Source organism: Enterobacter sp. 148H3 (genome assembly GCF_034107425.1).
Taxonomy (GTDB): domain Bacteria; phylum Pseudomonadota; class Gammaproteobacteria; order Enterobacterales; family Enterobacteriaceae; genus Enterobacter; species Enterobacter vonholyi.
On the sequence record NZ_JAWNEI010000007.1, the window covers coordinates 56013 to 82137 of the forward strand.

Genomic DNA, 26125 nt, shown 5'->3' on the forward strand with positions numbered 1-26125 from the left:
TCCGCTGTCATAAGACCGGATTACTCATCGTGTCGGAAATTTTGACCGAGTCGGTGACCCAGCGTGAAAAAGTGCCGAAACAGGTAGGCGATGGCAGAAAATGTAAATAATGAGCAGAAGGGAGTATGCGATATTATCAGTGAGATCGTCAGTTAACGGTTTCAATCTGTGTCTGAATAATTGCCTGATTTAGGACGCTTCTTCCACTGGGAAGCGTCCACTTTTTTATATATTGGAAATCATATTTCTGATATTAAGCAACGGTTTTCCTGTAAAGAAAGGCCTGGTTTTTCGTCCATCAAATGTTCTCTTTTATTTGACGCTCACATCCCTGTGCTTAATAACGATTAATGTCCTACAGATGCGGCATCAACAACGCGCGAAGGTTTTGGTGCTAAAGCAATAGCAAAAGCAGCGATAAAGAATATGACGCCGATCGACATCATCAGATTATTGGTCGAAAGCATCATGCTTTGGCTATTAACCATCTTGTCAAAAAGCTCCCGAACAAACTGTCCACCTTGCTGAGGGGCCGAACTAATGTAGTGCGAAAGATCGCCAGTTGGATCGACGACGGACGCCAGTTTGTCATGTGCTATATAGCGCTGATCTTGCCATGACGTCGTCACGAGCGATGTGGCAAACGCACCTGATAACGTTCGAACAAAGTTCATTAGCCCTGCTGCTGAAGCCATTTCCGTTTCATCAACAGAGCCCATTGCAAGCCCCGTAATGGGGACATAGTACAACGGCATGCCCACGCCCATGAATAACAACGGTACGCAGATGGACCAGTAGTCCATATCGGTCGTCGCATAGGATCGCCAGAAGGTGTCGAGACCCAGCCAGGCACAGCCTAAGAAAATAAGAATGCGCGGATCGATTTTGTTGGAGAGGTTAGCGGCAACCGGAGAAAATACCACCTGCAGAAGTCCGCCCCAGGCAACTACAATCCCTGCCCATGTTGTTGTATACCCTAAGTTATATTGCAGCCACAAAGGCGTGAGGACATTCAGGCCAAAAAAACATCCAAACGCGAGTGCGAGAACAAACATGCTGGCCGAAAAACCGCGATGGCGAAACACTCTGATATCGACGATCGGATGTTTAGCGGTTAGTTCCCAGATGCAGAAGCTTAAAAAGCCGATACAGGCAACAATCGCCAGAACGCAAATTTCTTCTGAGGCAAACCAGTCAAGGTCTTTCCCTTCATCCAGCATGATCTGCAGTGCGCCAACCCAGATAACCAATAAAATAAACCCAACAATATCAATAGAGTTATTAACCAGCTTATCTTCGAAGATTTTCAGTACTGACCACGCCACGACTGAAAAAGCGATTGCCATCGGAACGTTGATGATAAACACCCAAGACCAGCTGTAATGATCGCAAATCCATCCGCCCAGAACTGGGCCTATTACGGGCGCGAGCAATGTTGTCATCGCCCATAATCCCGTCGCCTGCATGGATTTTTCTTTCGGAAAAATACGCAGCAGTAAGGTTTGTGATAAGGCCATCAGGGGGCCTCCCGCCATGCCCTGAAAAACCCTCATCAGCAGCAGCATTCCCAGCGAAGTGGAAAGGCCGCAAAGCAAAGAAAAAATGCCAAACATGAACACGGAAACGGAGAAAACGCGCACGCCGCCGAACCGTGTGGTTAACCATCCTGAAAGCGGTACCGTAATGGCTTCAGCCACGGCATAGGCGGTAATGATCCACGTTCCCTGGCTGGTGCCTGCGCCCAGGGCGCCAGCCATGTTGGGTTGAGTGACGTTTGCAATGGTCATGTTGAGCACGGCTAAAAAGTTAGCCATTGCAAGTACCAGGGCACCAATCCATAACATACCGCCTTTCAGCGAAGGCGGCTGATTATCGATAACTAATGTAGTCATGGCCTGGTTTCCGTCATTCACTTTTTAAGTTAACTGTCGCTTTCATGGACAGACCAACCCGCAACGGATGCGCCGCAAGCTCATCAGCATTGAGTTTGATGCGCACGGGCAAACGCTGAACAACCTTAATCCAGTTACCCGTTGCGTTCTGCGCAGGAATAATTGAAAACGCTGCGCCGGTGCCTCCATCAAAGCCTTCTACCGTTCCATGGAAAGGCACGCTATCGCCATATAGATCGCTTATCAGTTCTACCTTCTGCCCCACTTTCACATGCTGGAGCTGAACTTCCTTGAAGTTGGCATTGACGTGAATTTGCTGCACCGGCACCACGGACAATAACGGTGTTGAAGGCTGGACGCGTTGTCCAAGCTCGACCTGACGACGAGCAACCACGCCATCGACTGGCGAACGGATTACGGTTCTTTCCAGGTCCAGTCTGGCCTGATCGCGCTTCGCTCTGGCGAGAGCCACTTCTGGGTTAGTCTCGGTATTTGCATCCTCAATCATCACGGCATTTGCCTGTCTTGCACCCACAGCCGCCTGTCTCGCTGCATCTGCTTGCGCCACGGCGGCTTTAGCGGCATTCAGGTTTGCCAGTGCGGAAGCATAAACGTTTTGAATACGCGTCAGTTCGTCGCCTGAAATCGCGCCTGTTTGCATGAGCGCCTCGCGTCGCTTGAGGTCAACCGTCGCGCGCTGAAAGTCAGCGTTTGCGGCATCAACCTGGGCCAGCAGGCGTTTTTGCTCTTTTTCATTCGCCACAACTTCAGCGCCGAGCTTTGTGTCGGTGGCCTTATATCCATTTACCCGCCGAATGGCCAGGTTCAGGTTTGCTTCCGCCTGATTAAGGGCTAACTCTGCATCAGTAGGATCCAGCTGGATCAGAACATCGCCTTTTTTTACCACCTGAGAATCCGTGACGAGGATGGCACTTACCGTACCGGTGATCGCGGAAGAGAGCTGAGCGGACTCGACATCGGTATAGGCGTTATCGGTCTCAACATAGCGAGAGCCCACTAATTCCCAATATGCGAACGAGCCTGCGCCAGCCAGCGCGATGCTTAATGCGAGATAAGAGAACAAACGTTTTCTTTTTTTCTTTTTGATATCGGATGATTCAATATTTTGATTTTCAATAGCTGCAGAATGACTCATTTTATTTCCTTTCTTTCCACTATTTAGTAATTAACCTGGTGTTAAAAAAATCACTGCTTGTTCGAGGTATATCCGCCGCCCAATGCGCGCGCTAATGCGACGTCAATCGTAAAGGCGCGAGAATTTACATCGGCTAATTTTCTGCGGGCCGCAACCAGTTCATCTTCCGAGGACAAAACGTCGAGATAATCAGCTACCTTTCCTTCATACCTTTGTTTGGTGAGGGAATAAGCCTTTTCTGCCGACGTAACTGCCCCCTGAGAATAAAGCATCTCGTCTTTCAGAGAGGCTCTGCTGGTAAGCGCATCGCTCACTTCCCGAAGTGCATTCGTTAACGTGTCGTTATAAACCTGCACCGCAATGTCATATTCACCGCTGGCGTATTTCAAATCACCCTGTAGCTTTTGTGTATTAAATATTGGCAACGATATGGCTGGGCCAAAGCTGCCAATTGCTGACCCGCTCCGGGTAAGGTTGTTAATACCCAGTGACTGGAACCCGGCAAAGGCAACCAGATTAACGCTGGGGTAAAAACCGGCTTTTTTCTGTTTGATTTGCTCTGCTGCCGCCTCGGCGCGTAAACGTGCCGCGACAATATCAGGACGTCGACCAATCAGATCCAGCGCAATATTGGGAGGAAGTTCCTCATGCGCTAAAAGCGTTGCCTTAGGCGCGGTGATTGCCAGCGCCCTGTCAGGCCCATCACCGATCAATGCAGCGAGCTCATGTTTTTTAATCGCAATAGCTTCGTCTATTGCCACCAGATTTGCTTTTGCGTTGAGTTGACGCGTCTCAACCTGTTGCAGGCTGGATAAATCTTCAAGCCCCGCGTCATGTCGTTGCTGGAACAACGCAAGCGTACTGGTTCTTATCGTGAGGGTGTCGTTAAGCGTTGCGCGAACGGTGTATAAATGCGCCAGCTCCGCGTAAACGGTAACAATAGAAGAAGAGAGCACCAGTCTTGTCTGTGCTTCTTCCGCTACCGCCGCCATTTCACCTGACGTTGCAGCTGCGAGCGCGGCGCGGTTTTTACCCCAAAAATCAATTTCCCAGCTCATATCAAGCGTGGTACGCCCATAGCTGTTCCAGTTTTGAGGCGTTGCGCTTTCAGGCGTCACATAGTTGTAACTCATTTTGTCCCGCATAAAGCTGGCGTTTGCGGTGACCTCAGGAAAAAGCGAACCACTCGCACTTTGCGTCATCGCCTGCGCTTGTTTCACGCGAGCTTCGGCGATGTTAAGCGTGGGGGAATTTTTAAGCGCGTCATCAATCAGCCCGTTGAGCTGCTCGTCACCGTATTTCTTCCACCAGTAATTTTTCGGCCACTGGCCGTTCTGATGTGGAAAACTTTGGTCGCTTTTAAGTTGTGAGACCGTCTTCATCGGCGTTGGGGTACCAAGATCGGGGATCATGGCGCATCCGCTCATACTGATGGCGGAAATGACAACACAGCCCATCACTATCCTGGACCGGGTTAAACCGGAAATACGACACCTCGGAAGTGTCTCCTGAAAACCTTTCATCAGTACGCTCGTCATGCTGTTCATAGAGAAGTCCAAATTCAGTACCGTACAGTACGGTACACTTTATATCTTGACTTCTTAGCGCCGTCAAATGAAAATGTACTCGTCAGTACGATTACGAACCCTACTACCAGACGTGATTCCGAAATCAGAGAACAAAAAGTGTTGGCCCCGGCCTGGCATCTAAACTAACGAGGAAACATATGGATAAAAGAGCGCTTAAACGGCAACAGATTCTGGAGGTCGCATCCGGACTGTTTCGACAAAAGGGATTTGATGCCACGTCTATCTCAGAGATTAACGCGATTGTTGGTGGCTCGAAATCGACTATTTACAGTCACTTTTCTTCGAAAGAAGAGCTATTTGTAGAATGCATGTCTTCAGAAACTGAACAGTATATAAAGAGCATGACTATTGAAACTGCAGGGCAGGTGCGCCTTTTCAGAAAATCACCACAGCTGGTTATCGAGCAATTTGCCGTTGCCTTTTTACGTTATATTTGTTCACCGGATATTGTGGATTTGCAAAGATTAATGATTTCCGAAGCCGGAAGGTCGGGAATTGGAGAGTTATATTATGAGCGAATGCAAAAACTTCGTTCAAACGTATCGGCGCTTTTCACCGATTTAATGAATCAAAATATCTTAAGAAAAGATGACCCAGTGCTAGCCGCTGAGTATTTTCGCTCTCTTCTCCAGGCCGGAATCCTTGAACCCTTGCTTTTAAAAGCACGAAAGGATCAGCCGGACGAAAGTGAAATTGTTATGAAAGCGCAGGCCTCCGTTAATGCGTTTATGAAGTTGTATGGTCCTGAACAAAATGAGCATGTTGCAAAGACATCTCACTAAAATACAGTAAGCATTCTCTCACCCTATTATTAGGGTGATTTTTTCTTTTTGGAAATATTATTTTCAATTGTCATTGGATGACGTTGCCAGCGGCCTTCTTGTTAATAAAATTCCGTGGATACTTATGTGTATAAAGTTTACTCTCTTAAAAGAACGTGAAGCTGTAATTAAGTCCCTGACTCACTGGATTGACTCGAATTTATATAGACCCATTACCGTTCTGGATGTGGCGCGAAAATCCGGTTATTCATTGGCTTATATTCAACGAAACTTTCGCCAGGAGTGTGGCATAAGTATCGGTCTCTATATCCGCAGCCGGAAACTTGAAAAAGCCGCGCATATGCTCAGACACACGCAGCTCTCTGTTTCAGATATATTTACAATGTTAGGCTATGAAGAGCCGTCCACATTCAGCAGAGCGTTCTCAAACCAATATGGACTCTCCCCAACCAAATACCGTGAGATGGCTAAAAAAAGTCATGACATGAATGGCTTGTCGATATTGATTACTGAGGTGACGCGCGACTAATCCTTTGAAGCATCGCGACGCAAGCGCCACAAATCATAGCGTTCTTCTCCCGGTTTAACGGCTCCCGCGAAGTGGTCATTGAGGCGACTCGAGGTAAATACCAGGTCTCCGTTCGGACGGATTGCCGGCGTGTCTGGCCAGTGGACGTCTTGGCTTGCCGCAATCAGCGACATGGAAAGGCTCTCAGGATCGTATCTGACGATGCCATTGCGTGTGACATCGGTAATGTAGAGGTTACCTTTTACATCTGTCACCATTCCGTCGGTGTTGCCCCCCACGCTCCCCAGATTGCGGATCTGCCCGGCAATTTGCGCATCGGTTGACGCGGGCTGCCTCAGTATCGCAGTCGGTACCGCATAGGCGTGCGTGCCGGTTGTCACCGTCCAGTACAGCGTGCCCGCATCGGGTGAAAGCGCAATGCCATTGATACCTATCAGTAATGGTTTACCAGGCCAGACTTCAGCCCCGTGCGAGACGACGTTAACGCCTGGCTCAATCTGCAGCGCAGGATGACGATCGAGCACGCGTCGAGCCATACCGGCGGCGAAATCAACGATAATTAGTCCTACCTGGTTTTCAGGAGCACTCCGCGAGCCGCTGTCGGAGATATAGGCGACACGGCGGTTCTCATCGACAACCACATCATTAAGGAAACTTGCCTTGCGGTCCGCTACGCCGTCCAGGGCGATACGTTTAATGGTTCGGCCTGAGCTGAGATCCAGCACGACCAGTTTTTGCGACCCCACGGGGGACTCTGTTTCCCCTGCAACAAACCCCATGTCCAGCGCCCAAAGCCAGCCGTTTTTACGGTCAATATAAAAACCGAGCACGTTACGCAGGCTCTGAGAGGGATCGGTGTTCACCGCATTCCCCTCGCGGGATGGAAACGCCGTCAGGCGGGCAGGGCCGGACTGTACCGTTGTATCCAGAATGCTTAACGTAGCGGGTGCTGCGGCGGAAACCAGCCGGGGCGTGCTGACAAAGGCCCGGTCCTTTGCATCAAAGTGGATACCCGCAATAGGAGCATTGACCGAACCGGAGAACGCCGCCGGTATCTTTCCGTCTTGAGCGGTATCCCAGCTCACACCGGCATAGCTTCGCCAGCGCTCCAGAGGCGCGTGTTTCGCCGCGTTGACAACACTCGGGAAAGAGAACAGCGCCGCCATTGCGATGGCGGGCAGAATAAGGGGGCGGTTGAACATTGACAGGCTCCAGTGGAACGTTCAGTTGATGAATGCTGGCCACTTTACTCATCGCCCAACGGGAGATAAATTAGCCAAATTGAAAAACATTTGTTCCTGAGAGAGCAAAATGGGCCGGAAATTCGATTACCTCGGCGACGTTGAAGTGTTCATTGCTGTGGTTGAACACGGCTCATTTACGGGCGCAGCGGTTGCCCTTTCAACCACCCCTTCGGTACTGAGCCGCGCGGTCACTCGCCTGGAAGCGCGTCTTGGACGGCAGCTGTTACAGCGCACGACCCGCCGGGTGGGGCTGACTGAAGCCGGACGCGTCTATCTTGAGCAGGCTCGCTCAGCGTTTTCTCTGCTCGATGACGCCGAACGCGTTGGCCGGGGTCAGGAGGGGGATCTGACCGGTCGCGTGAGAATGAGTGTCCCGACCACCTATGCCCACTACCGCCTGCCGCCGCTGCTGGCGCACTATAATCAACGCTACCCGCGCGTACAGGTGGAGCTGAACATTACCAATCGCAACGTTGACCTGATCGCAGAGGGGTTCGATCTGGCGATCCGTCTGGGACAGTTGCCTGACAGTGGACTTGTGGCGCGTAAGCTGGAAGACGCGGCATTGCTCCTGGTCGCCTCTCCGGACTACCTGCATCGGAGAGGAAAGCCTCGGACGCTGGAAGAGCTGCAGGGCCATCAGTGCCTGCCGTTTATCATGCCGCGCACCGGGCGTATCGCTCCCTGGGTATTTCATGATGAAGGGCGCGATATCGACTGGATGCCGGGTTCAACTATCGAAATATCAGACGATGTACTCGGCGTGGTTTCGCTGGCGGAGCAGGGGATGGGGATCTGCCAGAGCTATGAATTTATCGTTCGCGACAGAATACAGGGCGGCCAATTAGTTGAGGTGCTGCCGCACCTTCGGGGACGATCGCGACCTTTCTCCGTGCTGTTTGCCCCGCACCGACGTCAGTCAGCAGCGACCCGGGCAATGATTGACCATCTGACCCGACAAGAATGACAAGGACGAGTCCACCATGAAAAAAGCGCGTTTTTCCTTTTGGATCCCACTCATCGCAGGCGGGATAGCACTGATATCGGGTTTTGTGGTGTGGTCAGTCAACATTTACCGCGTGACATACCTTTCGATTCGCGGGGAGCAGTACCTTGCCTGTGGTGCGTTGCTGCTGGCGCTGGTGCCGATGGTCTATTTCATCAGAAAGGGGAGACTGAAAGGTAAGAGCCTTGCTGACGCGGTAAAAATCTACCTCGGCTTCTTTATTTGCAGCCTGCCGGTTGCCATGTTCGTGGTCTTTACAACGGCCTGGCTGCTGGAGGGGAACTATTCGGGCTGGAGCAAACCTTACCGGTATGAATCCAGTACCCGCCACACCTGCTCGGGTGCGGAAGTCTACGAGCCGGAATTAAAGAAGGAGATCCGCATCTGTAACCCGCAGGGTAACGTTTATTCCGATACCACCCTGTATGTGGAAAAGCGGAGCAATGCCCTGGGGATTGTGGTGCTTTGGGCTATCACGCGCGCCTGAATCGGGGAAAGTCAGGGCGCGAGAATCAGCATCAGCCCGCCTCCAGCATCCCAAAACTCACAATCCGCGCGCGGCCCAGCTCTTTTGCTCGGTACAAGGCCACATCCGCGGCGCGCAGTAGGTTGTCGGTCTGGGCATGTTGTGGGTAGCTGGCAATGCCAATCGACACGTCCACCGGCCCAATCTCGGTCAGCCCGTAGCGAATCGACAGCTCATGCACGCCGGTGTAAATCTTCTGCGCGCAGGCGTACGCTTCTGCTTCATCGGCACCGGAAAGCAGCACCAGAAACTCCTCGCCCCCGTAGCGGAATGCCAGTCCGTTGTCATGTGCGGCCCGCTGAACAATTGACGCCACGCTTTTGATCACCAGATCGCCCGCTTCATGGCCGAACCGATCGTTAATGCTCTTGAAGTGGTCGATATCAATCATCATGCAGCTTAACGGTACGCCAGTGCGTATCGCCTGCGCCGTTTGGGTTTGCAGGGTATCTTCCAGATGATGACGGTTACGCAGGCCGGTGAGCGGGTCAAACAACGCTTTTTCCAGCAACGCGTCGCGCAGACGCTGGTTGGCCAGCGCCAGCCCGAGCGCCTCGGCCATCAGTTCCAGATACGCGCGGGAAGGGGCATTGTCCGCTGTGATATTCTGGAAGGAGAGCAGGCCAATGGCCTCGCCCTGAGCGATAAGCGGCACGCAAAGGGCGCTTTCCGCCTGGGATGGCGGAAGATGGTAGCAGGCGATATCCGGCTCGCCGTTCACCGGCGGGTGACTCTGCCCGCGACGCACGGCCCAGCACTCGTCCGGATGGAACGTCGTCTCTTCACCAACCGGCGAGAGCCATTGCGCGACGCAGCGCATCTGCCACGGTTCGCGATCAAGGACGTAGAGTCGGCCCGCGATCCCCGGCGCGATATTGGGAGCAAACAGCTCCGCCACGTTAATCACATCGTTAAAGTTCTCACACCCCTGCAGCCGCTGGGTCATGCGCGCCAGCAGCTCGCGGATGGCCCAGTCGGCATCGCGCTCTTTTTCCAGACGCTGCCGCGCCAGGCCGTTTTCACGAAAGATGCTGATGGCCTGGGCCATATCGCCTATCTCATCGATCTGGTTGAAATTGGGCGTTTCAACCGCGTAATCCTGGGATGCCAGACGGTGCACCACGTCGCTCAGGCGGACCACGGGGCGTAGCACGCGGCGTTTTAATATAAAGCCGAGCACAAACAGGAACAGCAGGGCGGTCAGGCCGACCGTCAGCTCAGAGGCGGTACGCAGCGCTTTCGATTTTTTTGTCGCCTCCTGAACGGCGGCTATGACGCGCTTATCGAGTATCTGGCGGAAGTGATCGAGCTGATTCTGCGCGCGCTCAAGCTCCTGCTCATAGGGCTGACCATAGAGCAAGGCTACGGCCTGGGCGTCTTCTCCGCGTTCAAGGCTGGCGAGGGCGGTTTGCTGTTCGTCCTGCAGCTCATCGACGATCTTTATTCCTTCATGCAGCAGGGCCAGTTCTTCATCCGATGCGCCATTATCCTGCAGCTTTTCCAGCCGAAGCTCGATGCGCTTCAGGCTGTTTTCTGCCTGGTTATATTCCTTGAGAGCCTGAGGATCTTTTTTGATGACGTACAGCCGTGCTAAATCAGACTGCGCCCAGATATCGGTTTCGATATCTTCCGTCAGCTGATCAAATTTCTGCCGTTGTTCAACGGCCTGGCGCTCGAGGTTATCCGCATTGGACGCCATCAGCATGATGATGCCGGAGGCGATGGTCAGGCAGACCGTGGCCCCATAGGCCCAGTTTGTTATCGTCGCGATTCGCACCAGATGATCCTTTTACGACATGAGTAGGATGGCGTTCTTCAAATTATAGAAAACGTCTGATTTAAGGCGAAAAAAAAGGCGGCTCAGTGCCGCCTGGTGTGGTCTTTATCGTCACGTCCTTACAAATCTGGAGGATTTTTTCCTTCTTCGATGAAGTCGGGGTCCAGCTCTTCGGCGTTACCTTCGTGATCGCGCCCTGAGAAGAGGTTCCAGCAGGCGATAAACAGCGCGGCAATGAGCGGCCCAATCACAAAGCCGTTAATGCCGTACAGCTCCATGCCGCCGAGGGTGGAGATCAGAATCAGGTAGTCCGGCATTTTGGTGTCTTTTCCGACCAGCAGCGGGCGCAGGATATTGTCCACCAGCCCGACGACGATCACGAAGAAGCCGACAATAAACAGCCCCTGCCAGATCTGGTGCGTGGCAAACAGGAAGATTGCGGCGGGCACCCAGACAATCGCCGAGCCGATGGCGGGCACCAGGGAAAGGAAGGCCATCAGAGCGCCCCAGAGCACGCTGCCGTCAATACCGGCAATAGCAAACGCAATCCCGCCGAGGATGCCCTGAACAACCGCCACCGCCGCCGTACCTTTTACCGTGGCCCGCGACACGCCGACGAATTTGGCGAACAGGTGCTGCTTGGCGAAATCAGACAGCGGCAGAGAGTCGAGGATCTGGCGCACCAGATACGGGCCGTCTTTCAGCAGGAAGAACAGCAGATAAAGCATAATGCCGAAGCTAATCGCAAAGCCAAACGTGCCTTTGCCGATCAGGAACGCGCTGCCGGCGAGATACTGTCCGCCCTGTAGGGCGACATCGGAGAGTTTTTTCTGAATCTGCGCCGCGTTGGTCAGATTGTGATCCGCGAGGAAGCCGCTGGCCCAGTCAGGCAGGTGGTTGAAGATGCTCGCCACCACTTCCGGGAACTGGGTGTTGTTCTCCTGGAGCTTCGTGTAAACCACGTTCAGCTCAATGGCGAGCGAAGAGAGGATCACCATCAGCGGAATAAAGACGATCAGGCAGATAATACCGATGGTCAACAGCGAGGCCAGCCCGTTGCGATCCCCAAGCGCGGCGCGCAGCCTGTTTTTTACCGGGTTAAAAATAACGGTCAGAATGGCGGCCCACAGAATGGCGGAGAAGTAGGGCGACAGCACGTCGAAGAAGGCCCAGGTGACGAGGGCGAGAATGAAAATAAAGAAACCTTTAGTCAGTCCATTAAAGCGCATAGTGATTCCTGGTAACGAATAAGCAGTGTCGACTATAGAACTGATTGTGAGAATTACCAACCCTTGCGCCGGGCAGTGTTGCGGTATGACTCCGCTCTTCACGGATACCACTTTCGACTGACCGAAGTTCGCCTTTTCCCGCACCATGCTGTAAGTATCTGCTTGCGGAGGTGCTTATGGCCTGGCGTCCGATTCTCTATGTGATCCTCACAACCCACCCCAGACTCAGCGCGCGGCGCGCCCGTTTGCGTCTGGTCATCTAGCTTTTTATTAACAATCGCGGTATAACACACCTTCTTTGGATGTTTAGATGTCCATACGTATAGAAGGTAATATGCAAACACAACAAGAAAATGGGCAGCTTAAGCGCACCATGAAAACACGCCACCTGATTATGCTCTCGCTGGGTGGCGTGATTGGGACAGGGTTATTCTTTAATACCGGCTACATCATTTCCACGACCGGGGCAGCGGGCACGCTGCTGGCGTACCTGATAGGCGCGCTGGTGGTCTGGCTGGTGATGCAGTGTCTGGGCGAACTTTCCGTGGCGATGCCGGAAACCGGCGCGTTCCACGTCTATGCCGCTCGCTATCTTGGCCCGGCGACGGGCTACACCGTGGCATGGCTCTACTGGCTCACCTGGACGGTAGCGCTCGGCTCGAGCTTCACCGCCGCGGGTTTCTGTATGCAGTACTGGTTCCCGCAGGTGCCCGTCTGGGCGTGGTGCGTGGTCTTCTGCGTGGTGATTTTTGGCCTGAACGTCATCTCGACGCGCTTCTTTGCTGAAGGCGAATTCTGGTTCTCGCTGGTGAAAGTCATCACCATCATCGCCTTTATTATTCTGGGTGGCGCGGCGGTCTTTGGCTTTATCCCGATGCAGGATGGTTCACCCGCGCCGGGCTTAAGCAACATTACCGCCGAAGGCTGGTTCCCGCACGGCGGCCTGCCGATCCTGATGACCATGGTGGCGGTGAACTTTGCCTTCTCCGGGACCGAGCTCATCGGGATTGCGGCGGGGGAAACTGAAAATCCGCACAAGGTGATTCCGGTCGCGATCCGCACTACCATTGCGCGCCTCATTATCTTCTTTATCGGTACCGTGTTTGTGCTGGCGGCGCTGATCCCGATGCAGCAGGCGGGCGTGGAAAAGAGCCCGTTCGTGTTGGTGTTTGAAAAGGTCGGTATTCCTTACGCGGCGGATATTTTTAACTTCGTGATCCTTACGGCGATCCTTTCGGCGGCGAACTCCGGGCTGTATGCCTCCGGGCGCATGCTATGGTCGCTCTCTAATGAGAAAACGCTGCCGCGCTGCTTTGCCCGGGTGAACAAAAACGGCGTGCCGCTGACGGCGCTCTCGGTTTCGATGCTCGGCGGCGTGCTGGCGCTGTTCTCAAGCGTGGTGGCGCCGGACACGGTGTTCGTGGCGCTCTCGGCAATTTCGGGCTTTGCGGTGGTGGCGGTGTGGATCAGCATCTGCGCGTCGCACTTCGTTTTCCGTCGTCGCCATCTGCAGTCCGGGCAGCCGCTCTCTGCGCTGCAGTACCGCGCGCCGTGGTATCCGCTTGTGCCGGTGCTCGGGTTTATCCTCTGCGTGGTGGCCTGTGTCGGCCTGTGGTTTGACCCAAGCCAGCGCATTGCCCTTTATTGCGGGATCCCGTTTGTCGCCCTGTGTTATGGTGCCTACTACCTGACCCGAAATATGACATCGCAGGAGCCTGAACATGTCGCAGAATAATCCGCTTACCGCCATCCTTGAAAAACAGCCGTTTGTGGTGCTGGATGGCGCGATGGCGACGGAGCTGGAAGCGCGCGGCTGTAACCTGGCAGACAGCCTCTGGTCTGCCAAAGTGCTGATGGAAAACCCGGAGCTTATCCGCGAAGTGCATCTGGATTACTACCGCGCGGGCGCGCAGGTGGCGATCACCGCCAGCTATCAGGCCACGCCTGCGGGCTTTGCGGCACGCGGCCTCGACGAGGCGCAGTCCCGGGCGCTTATTGGCAGAAGCGTGGAGCTGGCACGTAAGGCGCGTGAAGCGTATCTGGCTGAAAATCCGCATGCGGGCACGCTGCTGGTGGCGGGATCCGTTGGGCCGTATGGCGCGTATCTGGCGGATGGCTCAGAGTATCGCGGCGACTACGTGCGCAGTGCGGAAGCATTTACCGACTTCCACCGGCCGCGCGTGGAAGCGCTGCTGGACGCGGGCGCTGACCTGCTGGCCTGCGAAACGCTGCCCTCGTTTGCCGAGACTAAGGCGCTGGCGGCGCTTCTGGCCGAGTATCCCCGCGCCCGGGCGTGGTTCTCCTTTACCCTGCGGGACAGCGAGCACCTGAGCGACGGTACGCCGCTGCGTGACGTGGTCAGCGTGCTGGCAAACTCGCCGCACATTGTCGCACTGGGCATTAACTGTATCGCCCTGGAAAACACCACGGCCGCGCTGAAGCATCTGCAAAGCCTGACGCCGCTGCCGCTGGTGGTCTACCCGAACTCGGGCGAGCATTATGACGCAGTGACCAAAACCTGGCACCACCACGGTGAAGCGTGCGAGACGCTGGCGGGGTATCTGCCGCAGTGGCTGGAAGCCGGCGCGAAGCTGATTGGCGGATGCTGTCGCACCACGCCGAAGGATATTGCTGAGCTGAACGCGCAGCGCTGATGCTCTCACCCTGACCCTCTCCCACGGGGAGAGGGGAAAAAACGAACCGCACAAAACCAACTATCCTTTCCCGCTTTTTATCTAAAAACGAATCGTTATGAGCGATTCATTTTTATTCCTTTATCAAAATTCCCGCGTTGGAAATACTGCCCTCATAACAACAAGGGGAGCAGGCACTATGGCAATTTCATCGCGAATCACACTACTCGGCGCACTGGCGCTGTGGGCATTTCAGGCGCAGGCGGTGGACGTCACCGTCGCGTATCAAACTTCTGCGGAACCGGCGAAAGTCGCGCAGGCGGATAATACCTTTGCAAAAGAGAGCGGCGCGAAAGTCGACTGGCGCAAGTTTGACAGCGGCGCGTCCGTGGTGCGTGCGCTAGCCTCCGGCGACGTGCAGATCGGCAATATCGGTTCCAGCCCGCTGGCGGTTGCGGCCAGCCAGCAGGTGCCGATTGAGGTGTTCCTGCTCGCCTCGCAGCTCGGTAACTCTGAAGCGCTGGTGGTGAAGAAAAACATCACCAAACCGGAAGACCTGATCGGCAAACGCATCGCCGTGCCGTTTATCTCCACCACCCACTACAGCCTGCTGGCGGCGCTGAAACACTGGGGCATCAAGCCGGGGCAGGTACAAATTATCAACCTCCAGCCACCGGCGATTATCGCGGCCTGGCAGCGTGGCGACATTGACGGGGCCTATGTGTGGGCACCAGCAGTGAACGAGCTGGAAAAAGACGGCACCGTGCTGACCGACTCCGAAAAAGTGGGCCAGTGGGGGGCGCCAACGCTCGACGTGTGGGTCGTACGTAAAGACTTCGCCGAGAAACATCCTGAGGTGGTGAAAGCCTTCGCGAAAAGCGCGATTGACGCCCAGCAGCCGTATATCAGTAACCCGGATGAATGGCTGAAGCAGCCCGCAAACCTGGAAAAACTCTCCCGCCTGAGCGGCGTGCCGGAAGCGGACGTGCCGGGGCTGGTGAAGGGCAATACCTATCTGACCCCCGCGCAGCAGGTGCAGCAGCTGACCGGGCCGGTAAACAAAGCGATTGTAGATACTGCCACCTTCCTGAAAGAGCAGGGCAAAGTGCCCGCGGTGGCGACGGATTACAGCCAGTACGTAACCGATCGTTTTGTGAAATAAGGAGTCCGCCATGCTGAATATTACAAATCTGTCTGCTGATTACGGTGGTAAACCCGCGCTGGAGGATATCAACCTGACGCTGGACAGCGGTGAACTGCTGGTGGTGCTGGGTCCGTCCGGGTGCGGAAAAACCACGCTGCTCAATCTGATCGCCGGGTTTGTCCCTTATCAGCATGGCACCATTCAGCTGGAAGGCAAAAAGGTGGAAGGCCCCGGCGCCGAGCGCGGCGTGGTCTTCCAGAATGAAGGTCTGCTCCCGTGGCGCAACGTGCAGGAAAACGTGGCGTTTGGGCTACAGCTTGCGGGCATCAATCGTGAACAGCGGCTGGAAACGGCGCGGGCGATGCTGAAAAAAGTGGGGCTGGAAGGGGCGGAAAAACGCTTCATCTGGCAGCTTTCCGGCGGCCAGCGGCAGCGCGTCGGTATTGCCCGCGCGCTGGCAGCGAATCCGCAGCTGTTGCTGCTGGACGAGCCGTTCGGAGCGCTCGATGCCTTCACCCGCGAGCAGATGCAAACCCTGCTGCTGCGCCTGTGGCATGAGACGGGCAAGCAGGTGCTGTTGATTACCCACGATATCGAAGAGGCGGTGTTTATGGCGACGGAGCTGGTGCTGCTCTCGCCGGGGCCGGGCCGCGTGCTGGAGCGTTTGCCGCTGGATTTCGCCCGCCGCTACGTCGCCGGGGAACCCGTGCGCAGCATCAAATCCGATCCGCTGTTTATCGAACAGCGTGAGTACGTTTTAAGCCGCGTGTTTGAACAGAGGGAGGCTTTCTCATGAGCATCGTCTTCAGTGAAAAAACGCGCCGCACGCGTCTGGCGCTGCGCTGGCCTTTCTCACGTCAAATCACGTTGAGCGTCGGTACGCTGCTGGTGCTGCTGGCGGTGTGGTGGGCAGTTGCTGCCCTGCAGTGGGTCAGCCCGCTGTTTCTGCCGCCGCCGGGACAGGTGCTGGCCAAACTCATTACCATCGCCGGGCCGCAGGGCTTTATGGATGCCACGCTCTGGCAGCACTTAGGTGCCAGCCTGGCGCGCATTCTGGTGGCGCTGCTGGCGGCGGTGATTATCGGCATTCCCGTGGGGATTGCGATGGGGCTGAGCCCGACGGTGCGAGGCATCCTCGACCCGCTGATTGAGCTTTACCGCCCGGTCCCGCCGCTTGCCTATCTGCCGCTGATGGTGATCTGGTTCGGCATCGGTGAAACGTCAAAAATCCTGCTAATTTATCTGGCGATTTTCGCCCCGGTTGCCATGTCGGCGCTGGCGGGCGTAAAGAGCGCCCAGCAGGTGCGGATCCGCGCGGCGCAGTCGCTGGGAGCCAGCCGCATGCAGGTGCTGCTGTTCGTGATTTTACCGGGCGCACTGCCGGAGATTTTAACCGGGCTGCGCATCGGCCTTGGCGTGGGCTGGTCCACGCTGGTGGCCGCAGAGCTTATTGCGGCCACGCGCGGCCTTGGCTTTATGGTGCAGTCGGCGGGGGAGTTCCTGGCGACTGACGTGGTGCTGGCTGGGATCGCGGTGATCGCCGCGATCGCCTTCGGATTAGAACTGGGGCTGCGCGCGTTACAGCGTCGCCTGACGCCCTGGCATGGAGAAATACAATGAGTGAACGTCTGACCATTACCCCGCTGGGGCCGTACATTGGCGCACAGGTATCAGGCCTGGATGTGACCCGTCCGCTGAGTGATAACCAGTTCGAGCAGCTATACCACGCGGTGCTGCGTCATCAGGTAGTATTCCTGCGCGAGCAGGCGATCACTCCGCAGCAGCAGCGCGCGCTGGCCCTGCGCTTTGGCGATCTGCATATTCACCCCGTCTATCCGCATGCGGAAGGGGTGGAGGAGATTATCGTCCTCGACACCCACAACGATAATCCGCCGGACAACGACAACTGGCATACCGACGTAACCTTTATCGAGACGCCGCCTGCGGGGGCGATTCTGGCGGCGAAGCTGCTGCCGGATACGGGAGGCGATACGCTGTGGGCCAGCGGGATTGCGGCGTATGAGGCGCTGTCAGTGCCGTTCCGGACGCTGCTGAGCGGTCTGCGGGCGGAGCACGACTTCAAAAAATCATTCCAGGAATACAAGTATCGCAAGAGTGAAGAGGAACATCAGCGCTGGCAGGAGGCGGTTGCGAAACATCCTCCGCTGCTGCACCCGGTGGTGCGGACCCATCCGGTCACGGGCAAGCAGGCGCTGTTTGTGAACGAAGGATTCACGACGCGCATTGTGGATGTGTCCGAGAAAGAGAGCGAGGCGCTGTTAGGTTTCCTGTTCGCGCATATCACCAAACCGGAGTTCCAGGTACGCTGGCGCTGGCAGGAGAATGACCTGGCGATCTGGGATAACCGCGTGACGCAGCACTACGCCAATGCGGACTATCTTCCGCAACGCCGGATTATGCAGCGGGCGACGATTTTGGGCGATAAGCCGTTTTATCGTGCGCCTTGATCCCCTTACCCTAACCCTCTCCCTTTTAGGGAGAGGGCTGTAAATGCGCCTCAATATACCGCTGATAGCGGTTCGCCTTCAGATAACACAAATCCACCAGCACCAGCCCGTCAATACAGTTGTTGAACGCCGGGTCGCTGCCAAAATCAATAAACTGCACGCCGCCGGGCTCGCACAGCTCGGAATATTGCTTGTAGAGCGGCGGAATACCGCACCCAAGATTACCGAGCAGGGATTTCAGCTTTGTTAGATCGTCCACGTAATCCACGCCGCCAAACTGCGCGAGCACGTCCGGCAGCGATGCGGGATACGGTTGACGTGAGGCGGCGAGCGGATGCGTCGCCGGGAACCACAGGCGATAAAATGCCACCAGCAGATCCCGCGCGGCAGGCGGTAAGCCGCCGGAAATGGAGACCGGGCCAAACAGGTAGCGGTAGTGCGGATAACGCGCCAGATAGGCCCCAATGCCGGACCATAAATAGTCCAGGCCGCGGCGTCCCCAGTAGCGCGGCTGGATAAAGCTGCGCCCCAGCTCAATACCGTGTTCCAGTACGTCCTGCATTTTGTCGTCGTAGTGAAACAGGCTATAGCTGTACAACCCCTCAACGCCGCGCTTTTCGATCTGCATGGCCGTCGGCATAAAGCGATACGCCCCGACGATCTCCAGATCCTCCTCATCCCACAGGATTAGGTGCAGATAATCATCGTCGTAGCTGTCGGTGTCCCGGCGTTTGCCGCTCCCTTCCTCCACCGCGCGAAAGGCAATCTCGCGCAGGCGGCCCAGCTCGCGCAGCAGCGGGGCGTCTTCCTGGCCGTTTCGCTGCCAAAGATAGATGCTTTTACCGTCGCTGGTTTTTCCCAGGCTCTCGGCCTTCGCCAGCGCGCGTTTCAGTGTGGCCCTGTCTTCCGGACGGGCAATCGCGCACTGGGTTTTAAAGACCCCAGGCAATCCCTTGCCAAGACGCATCACGTGCTGACGGCACTGCTCGGCCATCTCACGCGACGAAAGGGTGGCGCAGTGCCAGTGATGCCAGGCCATCTGCTGGCCGATCTTAATCGGCAGTTGGCTGTGGCGGCGGCGGAACATCTGCTGCATCAGCAGCAGCATCGACAGCGTCGGGGAGACCAGCGTGCTGGCATAGAAGAGCAGGCTGTTATGCGCCTGAATATGCACCGGCAGCAGCGGGGCGCGCAGCTTGCTGGCGAGTTTGATAAAGCCGGAGTGCCATTTCTTATCGCGAATGCCCTTGCGCGTAGGGCGGGAAACTTCTCCGGCCGGGAAGAAGATCAGCACGCCCGCGTTTTGCAGATGCTGTTCCATCTGCACCAGGGACGATTTCGCCGTCCTGCCGCCCATATTGTCCACCGGAATAAACAGCGAGCTGAGGGGCTCAAGGTGGGTCAGCATCCGGTTGGTCACGACTTTAACATCGCGCCGCACGCGGGAGACGGCGTACATCAGCGCCAGGCCGTCCAGTGTGCCCGTCGGGTGGTTGGCAATAATGACCAGCGGGCCATGTTCGGGGATTTGTTCAAGATCGCGGGCGGAAACGGTGCAGAGAATATCAAGGTGCTCCAGAACTTGCTCCACCATATCCAGTCCTTTCAGGTGGCGGTGTGCTGCGGCAAATTGCTGAAATTCGTCTTCGTAGAACAGTCTTTTTAATAGACTTTTTTGCCAGGGTGCGGGCCTCGCCTGAGGCCAAAGATCGTCGAGAACGCTATCGAGGCTAAACATGGTCACTCCTCCTGCCGTCTTGCGAAGACAGTAGAAGGCGCAGATGTCGGTTGTATTGCAGTTGGGTGAAGATTTGAGCAGAGAACAGGCCGGGCCAGGCGAAGCCGCCACCCGGCGCTAAAAAGGATTAACGCAGAATTTTTTTCTCGGCCAGATCCAGCGCGAAGTAGCTGAAGATCAGATCCGCGCCCGCGCGTTTGATCGCGCCGAGGCTTTCCAGGATCACTTTTTCTTCATCAATGGCACCCGCCAGGGCGGCGAATTTGATCATCGCGTACTCGCCGCTCACCTGATAAGCGCCCAGCGGCAGCTCGGTGCGCTCGCGGATGTCGCGCAGGATATCGAGATACGCGCCAGCCGGTTTCACCATCAGGCAGTCTGCGCCCTGGGCTTCATCGAGCAGGGATTCACGAATCGCTTCCCGACGGTTCAGCGGGTTCATCTGATAGGTTTTACGATCGCCTTTCAGCGCCGTTCCCGCCGCTTCGCGGAACGGGCCGTAGAAGGAGGAGGCGAATTTGGTGGAGTAAGACATGATGGCGGTGTCGGTGAAACCGGCCGCGTCCAGCGCCTGACGAATCGCCTGAACCTGTCCGTCCATTGCGGCAGATGGAGCGATGAAATCCGCACCTGCTGCGGCAGCGACCACAGCCTGTTTGCCAAGGTTCAGCAGGGTGGCATCGTTATCCACGCCGTGATCGCACAGCACGCCGCAGTGGCCGTGAGAGGTATATTCGCAGAAGCAGGTGTCGGACATCACCACCATTTCCGGCACGGTCTCTTTGCAGATGCGGGACATGCGGGCGACGAGACCATCTTCTTTCCACGCGTCGCTGCCGCTGGCGTCGGTATGGTGGGAGATGCCGAAGGTCATCACCGAGCGGATACCCGCGTTGGCGATGCGTTCAATCTCACGCGCCAGATACTTCTCCGGAATGCGCATTACGCCCGGCATGGCTTCGATGGCTTTGTAGTCATCGATCTCTTCTTCGACAAAAATCGGCAACACCAGATCGTTTAAGGTCAGGGTTGTCTCTTCAAACATAGCGCGCAGTGCAGGTGACTTGCGCAGGCGGCGGGGACGTGCAATTAAATCGGTCATGGTATGCCTGATGTTTGTGGAACAAAGAAGGCTAGTGTACCTCAAAGTGGCGATGGGTGTTTTACTAAAGTGGGCATTTTGCTTTTGAAAAATGCGGCAGGTGAGTTTGCCTGTTACCAATAATATATAATGCAGGTCGGCATAACGCTGAGAGGAGAGTGAAATATTCGTGTTATTTCTATATGGAAATGAATGCATAATTAAAAGTGATTTATTGTTTTTTATAATTCTTTTTCGGTTAAATTAGTAGGCTATTAACGTTTTGTTTTTATAATGTTTATTCCATGATGCCTTATGCTTTTATGGTCTGAATGTGTTTTTGGTCCGGATACGGACTTAATGGAAACATTCATTGAACCTTTTCGAAATGAAATTGCATAATTCCCTCCGCAATTAAATATTGCAAATTCATTGATGGACAAACTTGCTTACGTCCCTGAGGAGGGATGACCCAATGCAAACATGGAAAAAGAAACTGGTTGTATCTCAACTTGCATTAGCCTGCACCCTGGCTATCGCTTCTCAGGCCAATGCGAAGGATATTTCCGGTACGACATATAATACCTTCGGATACGATAACACAGCGTCCACTCCCTGGTATTATGGTTATGCCGACTGGGATTACTCAGATGCCATCCACGATGGTGATATTTATCCCGTGATTAATAAAGCCACCGTGAATGGCGTTATTTCAACATATTATTTGAATGATGGCATCAATGGTCGGGCGAATGCGTTGAGCATTTCCAACAGTACCATTAATGGCATGATTACTTCTGAATGTATGACCACATCATGTGCTGATGGTATAGATGCCGACGGCACTGCCCATTCTCAGTACGATCGTTTTAGCCTGACCGTGGATAACTCTACGATCAACGATACCTATGAGCATTACGCTTATGATGTCCTAAATGGTCAGAGCAAAGAGACGCATTATCTTGACACCTATGCTCTCGGTAACGCGATTACCCTGGATGTTGAATCGGATATCGTGATCCAGAATAACTCCCACGTTGCGGGGATTACGCTCACACAGGGGTATCAGGAACTGGATAATACCCCATACGACGGAGTTGAAGGCGTAGCCAACAGCAGCAAAGTCTTTACCGACACGCTAGTTGTGAAAGATTCGGTACTGACTTCCGGTGCGTACAGCGATTTAGGTACCAGCGGATTCTACGGTCAAAGCGCGAAGCCGAGCGACTACGGTGAAACCAACGCGACAGCGGCAGATGATGCAGCGCTGATTGTGGCCGCCAGCTCGTCTGATAACGCGATGCAGACCACCGCCACGTTCGATCACTCCACCGTTACTGGCGATATTCTGTTCTCCAGCACCTTCGACAAGAACTTCTACCCGAACGGCGATCCGGCAACCGATACCACCGCAGACGGCATCTATAACCCTACTACCAACGGCTGGGATGGCACCGATAAGCTGGATGTTACTCTTACCAACGGCAGCAAATGGGTCGGTGCAGCGCAGTCCAGCGTCGAGGCTATTGGCACGGCGCAGATGTATGGCCAGGGCTACAGCAACGTAGACTGGAGCACTCTGTCTCCTAACAGCATTTGGCCGGATTCCACCTATGACAGCAACGGACATGTTACGGGCGAAGCGGTGTATCAGAGCGGTCTGTTTAACATCGCGCTGGATAACGGCTCCGAGTGGGATACCCGTAAGATGTCTAAAATCGACACGCTGACGGTAAACAACCAGTCTCAGGTCAATGTTGAAAGCTCTGGCCTGCTGGCGGATACCATCACCCTGACCAATGCTTCCTCATTGAATATCGGCGACAGCGGCGACGTAGCCACCGACCATCTGTATCTCGACAGCTATAGCCGTGCGGCACTGACGGAAGAAACGGCCGATCTTTATGCCAATACTATCACCGTGGATAACGGTGCAGAGCTGGCGCTGGGGCTGGGCCAGGTTGATACGCACAATATGGTACTGACCGATGGTGGTGTGCTGAACGTTGCCAGCTGTGATTACGTGCTGAACAGCGATCTGAACAACGCCCGCTATATCACCAACGATAAGCGCAGCGCTGATTATGACTACGGCGTTGTGGCCATTAACTCTGACGGTCATCTGGCGGTGAACGGTGATGTTGCAGGCAACTACCGGGTCCGTATTGACGACGCGACCGGAGCAGGTTCTGTTGCTGATTACAAAAACAAAGAGATTATTCGCGTCTATGACAATAACGCGGATACCACAGCCAGCTTCACTGCCGCAAACAAAGCCGATTTAGGTGCTTACACTTACCAGGCACAGCAGCAGGGTGACTCCGTTGTCCTCCAGCAGAAAGCGCTGACCGACTACGCGAATATGGCGCTGAGCATTCCTTCTGCAAATACCAATATCTGGAATCTGCAGCAGGATACCGTAGGCACGCGTCTGACCAACAGCCGTCACGGCCTGGCTGATAACGGCGGGGCGTGGGTGAGCTTCTTCGGCGGCAATTTCGACGGTGACAATGGCGTTATCAGCTACGATCAGGACGTGAGCGGTATTATGGTGGGTCTGGATACCCAGATTGACGCTAATAACGCGAAGTGGATCGTCGGTGGTGCAGCAGGTTTCGCGAAGGGTGATATCAGCGATCGTACCGGTCAGGTCGATCAGGATAGCCAGACTGCGATGATCTACGCGTCAGCGAAGTTCATGAACGATCTGTTCCTCGACAGCTCACTGAGCTACACCCGTTTCAACAGCGATCTCTCCGCTAACATGAGCAACGGTCATTATGTTGACGGTAATACTACCAGTGACGCTGTTGGTTTTGGGCTGAAGCTGGGCTATGACTGGAAACCAAACCTCTCAGGCTACGTTACGCCATATGCTGCCGTGTCTGGCCTGTTCCAGTCAGGTGATGACTATCGTCTGAGCAATGACATGCGCATGGATGGGCAATCTTACGATAGCCTGCGTTATGAACTCGGTGTTGATACGGGTTACACCTTCAACTACGGCGGCGATCAGGCTCTGACCCCTTACTTCAAACTGGCCTACGTCTATGACGACGCCGATAACAATGCCGATATTAACGGCGACGGCATTGATAACGGCGTGAAAGGTTCAGCTGTTCGTGTTGGGCTGGGCACCCAGTTCAGCTTCACGAAGAACTTCAGTGCTTACACTGATGCGACTTATCTGGGCGGCGGTGACGTTGACCAGAACTGGGGCGCAAACCTGGGTGTGAAATATAACTGGTAATGCATAAAATCGGGGGAGGGGTTACCTCCCCGCTTTTTAAAAAAGCAATAAAAATAATATTGAACCGACAAATACGGATGTTTTGAGGTCTGCATGAACGTTAATGCGAAACCGCTTTCTGAATTACGCCGGCTCGAACAGTGTTTAATATCGGCCAGTACTCCTTTTACATGTACACCCCAACAATTAATAACGTCAGATGAATGGAGTGAGCCTCGTACGATCGTATTACAAACCGGCGTTATTGAGGTCTGTCGTTCCTCTGATGAGCTGCTGGTTGGGATTGCGACAGCTCCTTTTATTTTCGGTCTTTCTACGGTGATGATTAATCACTATCAGGAATACAGGGTGATTGCTAAAACGGCCTGTACTGGTTTTTATTTGCCTACCGAGACCACCCGCCAACTTATCCAACAGAATTCTCTCTGGAAAGAAGCCTTCTGCTGGCTATCTTGGATAAATTACGTTCTTGAAAAACGTGATATGCAACTGGTTGGCAATAACTCTTATCACCAAATCCGCGCGATGCTGTTAAATATGGCTGAGTGGGATGAAACGCTGCGTTCAAAAATCGGTGTGATGAATCATATTCAGCAAAGCACACGCATTTCACGTTCTGTTGTTGCCGAAGTTCTTGCCGCCCTGCGACAGGGAAACTATATCAATATGAGCCGGGGCAAGCTGGTCAGCATCAACCGCTTGCCCACGGAATATTAATATCAGTTGGACGCGGTAAGCACCTGGGCTTTATTGGCGCTCAGCTCAGCCACCAGGTTATTAATCCCGTCACTCATATTGACGAAACGCGTATGCGGAGAGCGGGTGACCACCACAAATGCGCCCACGTTTGACTGCGGGATCATGGCCATATAGGTGATGAATCCACCGCCGCCGCCGGTTTTCTGAATAATACCCGGACGGCCATTTTTCGGTGCCATATAGACCCAGCCCATGCCGAGCGCATCGGCCTTACCCGGCACGTCCATCCCGATGACGCGGTGCAGCTGGGTACGCTGATAAATCAAGGTTTGCATACGATCGGCCTGGCTGCTGCGAGCGTAGAAATCCGAGGAAAGGAACTGCTGCATCCAGCGCATCATGTCGCCAGGCGTGGAATAGACCCCGCCGCTGCCCACGGCCGCGAGCGTGTTATTACAGGGGCTTGCGCCTTTCTCCGCCACCATCAGGCGACGGCACTGATCCGGGGACGGGGTAAAGGTGGTGTCTTTCATGCCCAGCGGACGGGTTATCTGCTCTTCAAACAGCTGCGTGTAGGGTTTGCCAGCCGCCGTTGAGAGGGCATCTGCCAGCAGGTCGAACGCCAAGTTTGAATAAGAGGCCTGCGAGCCCGGTGCCGCCTTCAGCGTGGCGGTACTCAGATAGCTCCAGCGCTGGTCGCGCGTTGGCCAGACAAATACGTCACGATGCGCCGCCCCGCCCGGCTGCTCACGCGGCAGGGCGCTGGTGTGGGTGGCAAGGTTCACAAGCCGAATCGGCGTACCCTGATAGGTTGGAACCCGGGCGCCTGGAGGCGCGTATTTGCTGAGCGGGTCGTCGAGCTTCACCACGCCCTGGTCGAGCAGTTTCACCAGCATTTCGCTGGTCATCAGCTTGGTTAAGGACGCGATGCGGATAACGGAATCCAGCTGCGGATGAATGTTATTTCCTGGGCGCGTTTCACCAAAGCTGCGGAACACGCGCTGGTTTCCGTCGATGACGACCATCGCCATTCCGGTCGCGCCGCTGCCGTAATAGATAAGGTTCGCGTAGCGATCGGCAATATCTGAAGCTAAAACGGGAGCCGTCAGCGGTTGGGCTGCCTGGGCGGTAGAAAAGCTCACCGCACACAGCGCGGCAAAAGAGAGCAGACAACGTTTCAACGAAAAGCATCCATGAAGTGAAATAGGAAAGTTATGGGTATTTATACTACTAAACGGTACCGCGCAATGCCCCGAATTGCATAACGATAGCGAGAAAAACGTAACCATGGGTAAATATGAACAATTTACTTACGAGCCATCTCCCATTTTGTGACATCGGGCTTATGATAGGCACCAGTGTCACTCAATCTTACGGAGAAC

Annotated in this window: 21 protein-coding genes; 12 read left to right on the forward strand and 9 right to left on the reverse strand. The window is 54.8% G+C overall.

The window, feature by feature from the left end:
• Positions 1–347: 347 nt before the first annotated feature.
• The 3 genes from USH94_RS11970 to USH94_RS11980 are packed head-to-tail and all read right to left on the reverse strand — an operon-like array spanning position 348 to position 4595.
• Positions 348–1892 (reverse strand): DHA2 family efflux MFS transporter permease subunit, encoded by a 1545-nt coding sequence (locus USH94_RS11970; RefSeq protein ID WP_258525017.1) that lies wholly within the window; start codon positions 1890–1892, stop codon positions 348–350.
• Between the two features lie 13 nt (positions 1893–1905).
• On the reverse strand, positions 1906–3048 hold the full coding sequence (locus USH94_RS11975) for an HlyD family efflux transporter periplasmic adaptor subunit (protein ID WP_111963476.1): 1143 nt from the start codon (positions 3046–3048) through the stop codon (positions 1906–1908).
• A gap of 50 nt (positions 3049–3098) precedes the next feature.
• Complete coding sequence (locus tag USH94_RS11980) at positions 3099–4595, reverse strand: efflux transporter outer membrane subunit (RefSeq protein WP_146749024.1); 1497 nt, start codon at positions 4593–4595, stop codon at positions 3099–3101.
• 179 nt (positions 4596–4774) lie between these two features.
• Here USH94_RS11980 and USH94_RS11985 point away from each other — a divergent pair, with 179 nt between their 5' ends.
• Entirely contained in the window at positions 4775–5419 is a 645-nt protein-coding gene (locus USH94_RS11985; protein ID WP_111963472.1) for a TetR/AcrR family transcriptional regulator, read from the forward strand.
• A gap of 124 nt (positions 5420–5543) precedes the next feature.
• Positions 5544–5948, forward strand: a complete 405-nt coding sequence (locus USH94_RS11990) for a helix-turn-helix domain-containing protein (RefSeq protein ID WP_111963470.1) — start codon at positions 5544–5546, stop codon at positions 5946–5948.
• Here the strand turns inward: USH94_RS11990 and USH94_RS11995 are convergent.
• Positions 5945–7150, reverse strand: a complete 1206-nt coding sequence (locus USH94_RS11995; RefSeq protein ID WP_111963468.1) for an L-dopachrome tautomerase-related protein — start codon at positions 7148–7150, stop codon at positions 5945–5947. The two genes, USH94_RS11990 and USH94_RS11995, sit on opposite strands and share 4 nt — an antisense overlap.
• A 109-nt stretch (positions 7151–7259) precedes the next feature.
• Here USH94_RS11995 and USH94_RS12000 point away from each other — a divergent pair, with 109 nt between their 5' ends.
• A complete protein-coding gene (locus USH94_RS12000) occupies positions 7260–8159 on the forward strand; it encodes a LysR family transcriptional regulator (RefSeq protein ID WP_111963467.1) in 900 nt (299 codons plus the stop codon).
• Between the two features lie 16 nt (positions 8160–8175).
• Complete coding sequence (locus USH94_RS12005; RefSeq protein ID WP_111963466.1) at positions 8176–8685, forward strand: hypothetical protein; 510 nt, start codon at positions 8176–8178, stop codon at positions 8683–8685.
• 31 nt (positions 8686–8716) lie between these two features.
• On the opposite strand, the gene USH94_RS12010 is transcribed toward USH94_RS12005, so the two are convergent.
• Together USH94_RS12010 and USH94_RS12015 are read right to left on the reverse strand one after the other, a co-directional pair.
• A complete protein-coding gene (locus USH94_RS12010) occupies positions 8717–10501 on the reverse strand; it encodes a diguanylate cyclase (RefSeq protein WP_111963464.1) in 1785 nt (594 codons plus the stop codon).
• A 119-nt stretch (positions 10502–10620) separates the two neighbouring features.
• Complete coding sequence (locus USH94_RS12015; protein WP_111963463.1) at positions 10621–11730, reverse strand: AI-2E family transporter; 1110 nt, start codon at positions 11728–11730, stop codon at positions 10621–10623.
• 334 nt (positions 11731–12064) lie between these two features.
• On the opposite strand from USH94_RS12015, the gene mmuP reads away from it, so the two are divergent.
• The 6 genes from mmuP (at position 12065) to tauD (ending at position 17975) form a co-directional block, all read left to right on the forward strand.
• Entirely contained in the window at positions 12065–13465 is a 1401-nt protein-coding gene (gene mmuP, locus USH94_RS12020) for an S-methylmethionine permease (protein ID WP_008503244.1), read from the forward strand.
• Positions 13452–14384, forward strand: coding sequence for a homocysteine S-methyltransferase (gene mmuM, locus USH94_RS12025; RefSeq protein WP_111963462.1), 933 nt, complete (start codon positions 13452–13454; stop codon positions 14382–14384). The genes mmuP and mmuM overlap by 14 nt, the downstream gene beginning before the upstream one ends.
• A 178-nt stretch (positions 14385–14562) precedes the next feature.
• A complete protein-coding gene (tauA, locus tag USH94_RS12030; RefSeq protein ID WP_001018397.1) occupies positions 14563–15525 on the forward strand; it encodes a taurine ABC transporter substrate-binding protein in 963 nt (320 codons plus the stop codon).
• A gap of 10 nt (positions 15526–15535) precedes the next feature.
• The gene (gene tauB / locus USH94_RS12035; protein WP_111963460.1) at positions 15536–16303 is read left to right on the forward strand and encodes a taurine ABC transporter ATP-binding subunit; all 768 of its coding nucleotides are present in this window, start codon (positions 15536–15538) and stop codon (positions 16301–16303) included.
• Positions 16300–17127 (forward strand): taurine ABC transporter permease TauC, encoded by an 828-nt coding sequence (tauC, locus tag USH94_RS12040; protein ID WP_111963459.1) that lies wholly within the window; start codon positions 16300–16302, stop codon positions 17125–17127. The genes tauB and tauC overlap by 4 nt, the downstream gene beginning before the upstream one ends.
• Positions 17124–17975, forward strand: coding sequence for a taurine dioxygenase (gene tauD, locus USH94_RS12045; RefSeq protein ID WP_111963457.1), 852 nt, complete (start codon positions 17124–17126; stop codon positions 17973–17975). The genes tauC and tauD overlap by 4 nt, the downstream gene beginning before the upstream one ends.
• A gap of 25 nt (positions 17976–18000) precedes the next feature.
• Here the strand turns inward: tauD and USH94_RS12050 are convergent, their stop codons facing one another.
• Positions 18001–19713, reverse strand: a complete 1713-nt coding sequence (locus tag USH94_RS12050) for a lysophospholipid acyltransferase family protein (RefSeq protein WP_111963455.1) — start codon at positions 19711–19713, stop codon at positions 18001–18003.
• A 127-nt stretch (positions 19714–19840) separates the two neighbouring features.
• Positions 19841–20815 (reverse strand): porphobilinogen synthase, encoded by a 975-nt coding sequence (gene hemB / locus USH94_RS12055; RefSeq protein ID WP_111963454.1) that lies wholly within the window; start codon positions 20813–20815, stop codon positions 19841–19843.
• A 454-nt stretch (positions 20816–21269) separates the two neighbouring features.
• Here hemB and USH94_RS12060 point away from each other — a divergent pair, with 454 nt between their 5' ends.
• Positions 21270–24044: an autotransporter outer membrane beta-barrel domain-containing protein gene (locus USH94_RS12060; protein ID WP_111963453.1), complete on the forward strand. Its 2775-nt coding sequence runs from the start codon at positions 21270–21272 to the stop codon at positions 24042–24044.
• A 93-nt stretch (positions 24045–24137) separates the two neighbouring features.
• Positions 24138–24761, forward strand: coding sequence for a helix-turn-helix domain-containing protein (locus tag USH94_RS12065; RefSeq protein WP_111963451.1), 624 nt, complete (start codon positions 24138–24140; stop codon positions 24759–24761).
• A 2-nt stretch (positions 24762–24763) separates the two neighbouring features.
• Here USH94_RS12065 and ampH read toward each other — a convergent pair whose 3' ends face one another.
• On the reverse strand, positions 24764–25924 hold the full coding sequence (ampH, locus tag USH94_RS12070) for a D-alanyl-D-alanine-carboxypeptidase/endopeptidase AmpH (protein ID WP_111963450.1): 1161 nt from the start codon (positions 25922–25924) through the stop codon (positions 24764–24766).
• Positions 25925–26125: the final 201 nt, after the last annotated feature.

Bases quoted from the DNA above. Each gene is read 5' to 3' on its own strand.
- USH94_RS12005 (WP_111963466.1), top strand. From the start codon at position 8,176: ATGAAAAAAGCGCGTTTTTCCTTTTGGATCCCACTCATCGCAGGCGGG.
- tauB (WP_111963460.1), top strand. From the start codon at position 15,536: ATGCTGAATATTACAAATCTGTCTGCTGATTACGGTGGTAAACCCGCG.
- tauD (WP_111963457.1), top strand. From the start codon at position 17,124: ATGAGTGAACGTCTGACCATTACCCCGCTGGGGCCGTACATTGGCGCA.
- USH94_RS11970 (WP_258525017.1), bottom strand. From the start codon at position 1,892: ATGACTACATTAGTTATCGATAATCAGCCGCCTTCGCTGAAAGGCGGT.
- mmuP (WP_008503244.1), top strand. From the start codon at position 12,065: ATGCAAACACAACAAGAAAATGGGCAGCTTAAGCGCACCATGAAAACA.
- USH94_RS12065 (WP_111963451.1), top strand. From the start codon at position 24,138: ATGAACGTTAATGCGAAACCGCTTTCTGAATTACGCCGGCTCGAACAG.
- USH94_RS11980 (WP_146749024.1), bottom strand. From the start codon at position 4,595: ATGAACAGCATGACGAGCGTACTGATGAAAGGTTTTCAGGAGACACTT.
- USH94_RS11990 (WP_111963470.1), top strand. From the start codon at position 5,544: ATGTGTATAAAGTTTACTCTCTTAAAAGAACGTGAAGCTGTAATTAAG.
- tauA (WP_001018397.1), top strand. From the start codon at position 14,563: ATGGCAATTTCATCGCGAATCACACTACTCGGCGCACTGGCGCTGTGG.
- USH94_RS11995 (WP_111963468.1), bottom strand. From the start codon at position 7,150: ATGTTCAACCGCCCCCTTATTCTGCCCGCCATCGCAATGGCGGCGCTG.
- hemB (WP_111963454.1), bottom strand. From the start codon at position 20,815: ATGACCGATTTAATTGCACGTCCCCGCCGCCTGCGCAAGTCACCTGCA.
- USH94_RS12060 (WP_111963453.1), top strand. From the start codon at position 21,270: ATGCAAACATGGAAAAAGAAACTGGTTGTATCTCAACTTGCATTAGCC.
- USH94_RS12000 (WP_111963467.1), top strand. From the start codon at position 7,260: ATGGGCCGGAAATTCGATTACCTCGGCGACGTTGAAGTGTTCATTGCT.
- USH94_RS11975 (WP_111963476.1), bottom strand. From the start codon at position 3,048: ATGAGTCATTCTGCAGCTATTGAAAATCAAAATATTGAATCATCCGAT.
- mmuM (WP_111963462.1), top strand. From the start codon at position 13,452: ATGTCGCAGAATAATCCGCTTACCGCCATCCTTGAAAAACAGCCGTTT.
- USH94_RS12015 (WP_111963463.1), bottom strand. From the start codon at position 11,730: ATGCGCTTTAATGGACTGACTAAAGGTTTCTTTATTTTCATTCTCGCC.
- USH94_RS12050 (WP_111963455.1), bottom strand. From the start codon at position 19,713: ATGTTTAGCCTCGATAGCGTTCTCGACGATCTTTGGCCTCAGGCGAGG.
- USH94_RS11985 (WP_111963472.1), top strand. From the start codon at position 4,775: ATGGATAAAAGAGCGCTTAAACGGCAACAGATTCTGGAGGTCGCATCC.
- tauC (WP_111963459.1), top strand. From the start codon at position 16,300: ATGAGCATCGTCTTCAGTGAAAAAACGCGCCGCACGCGTCTGGCGCTG.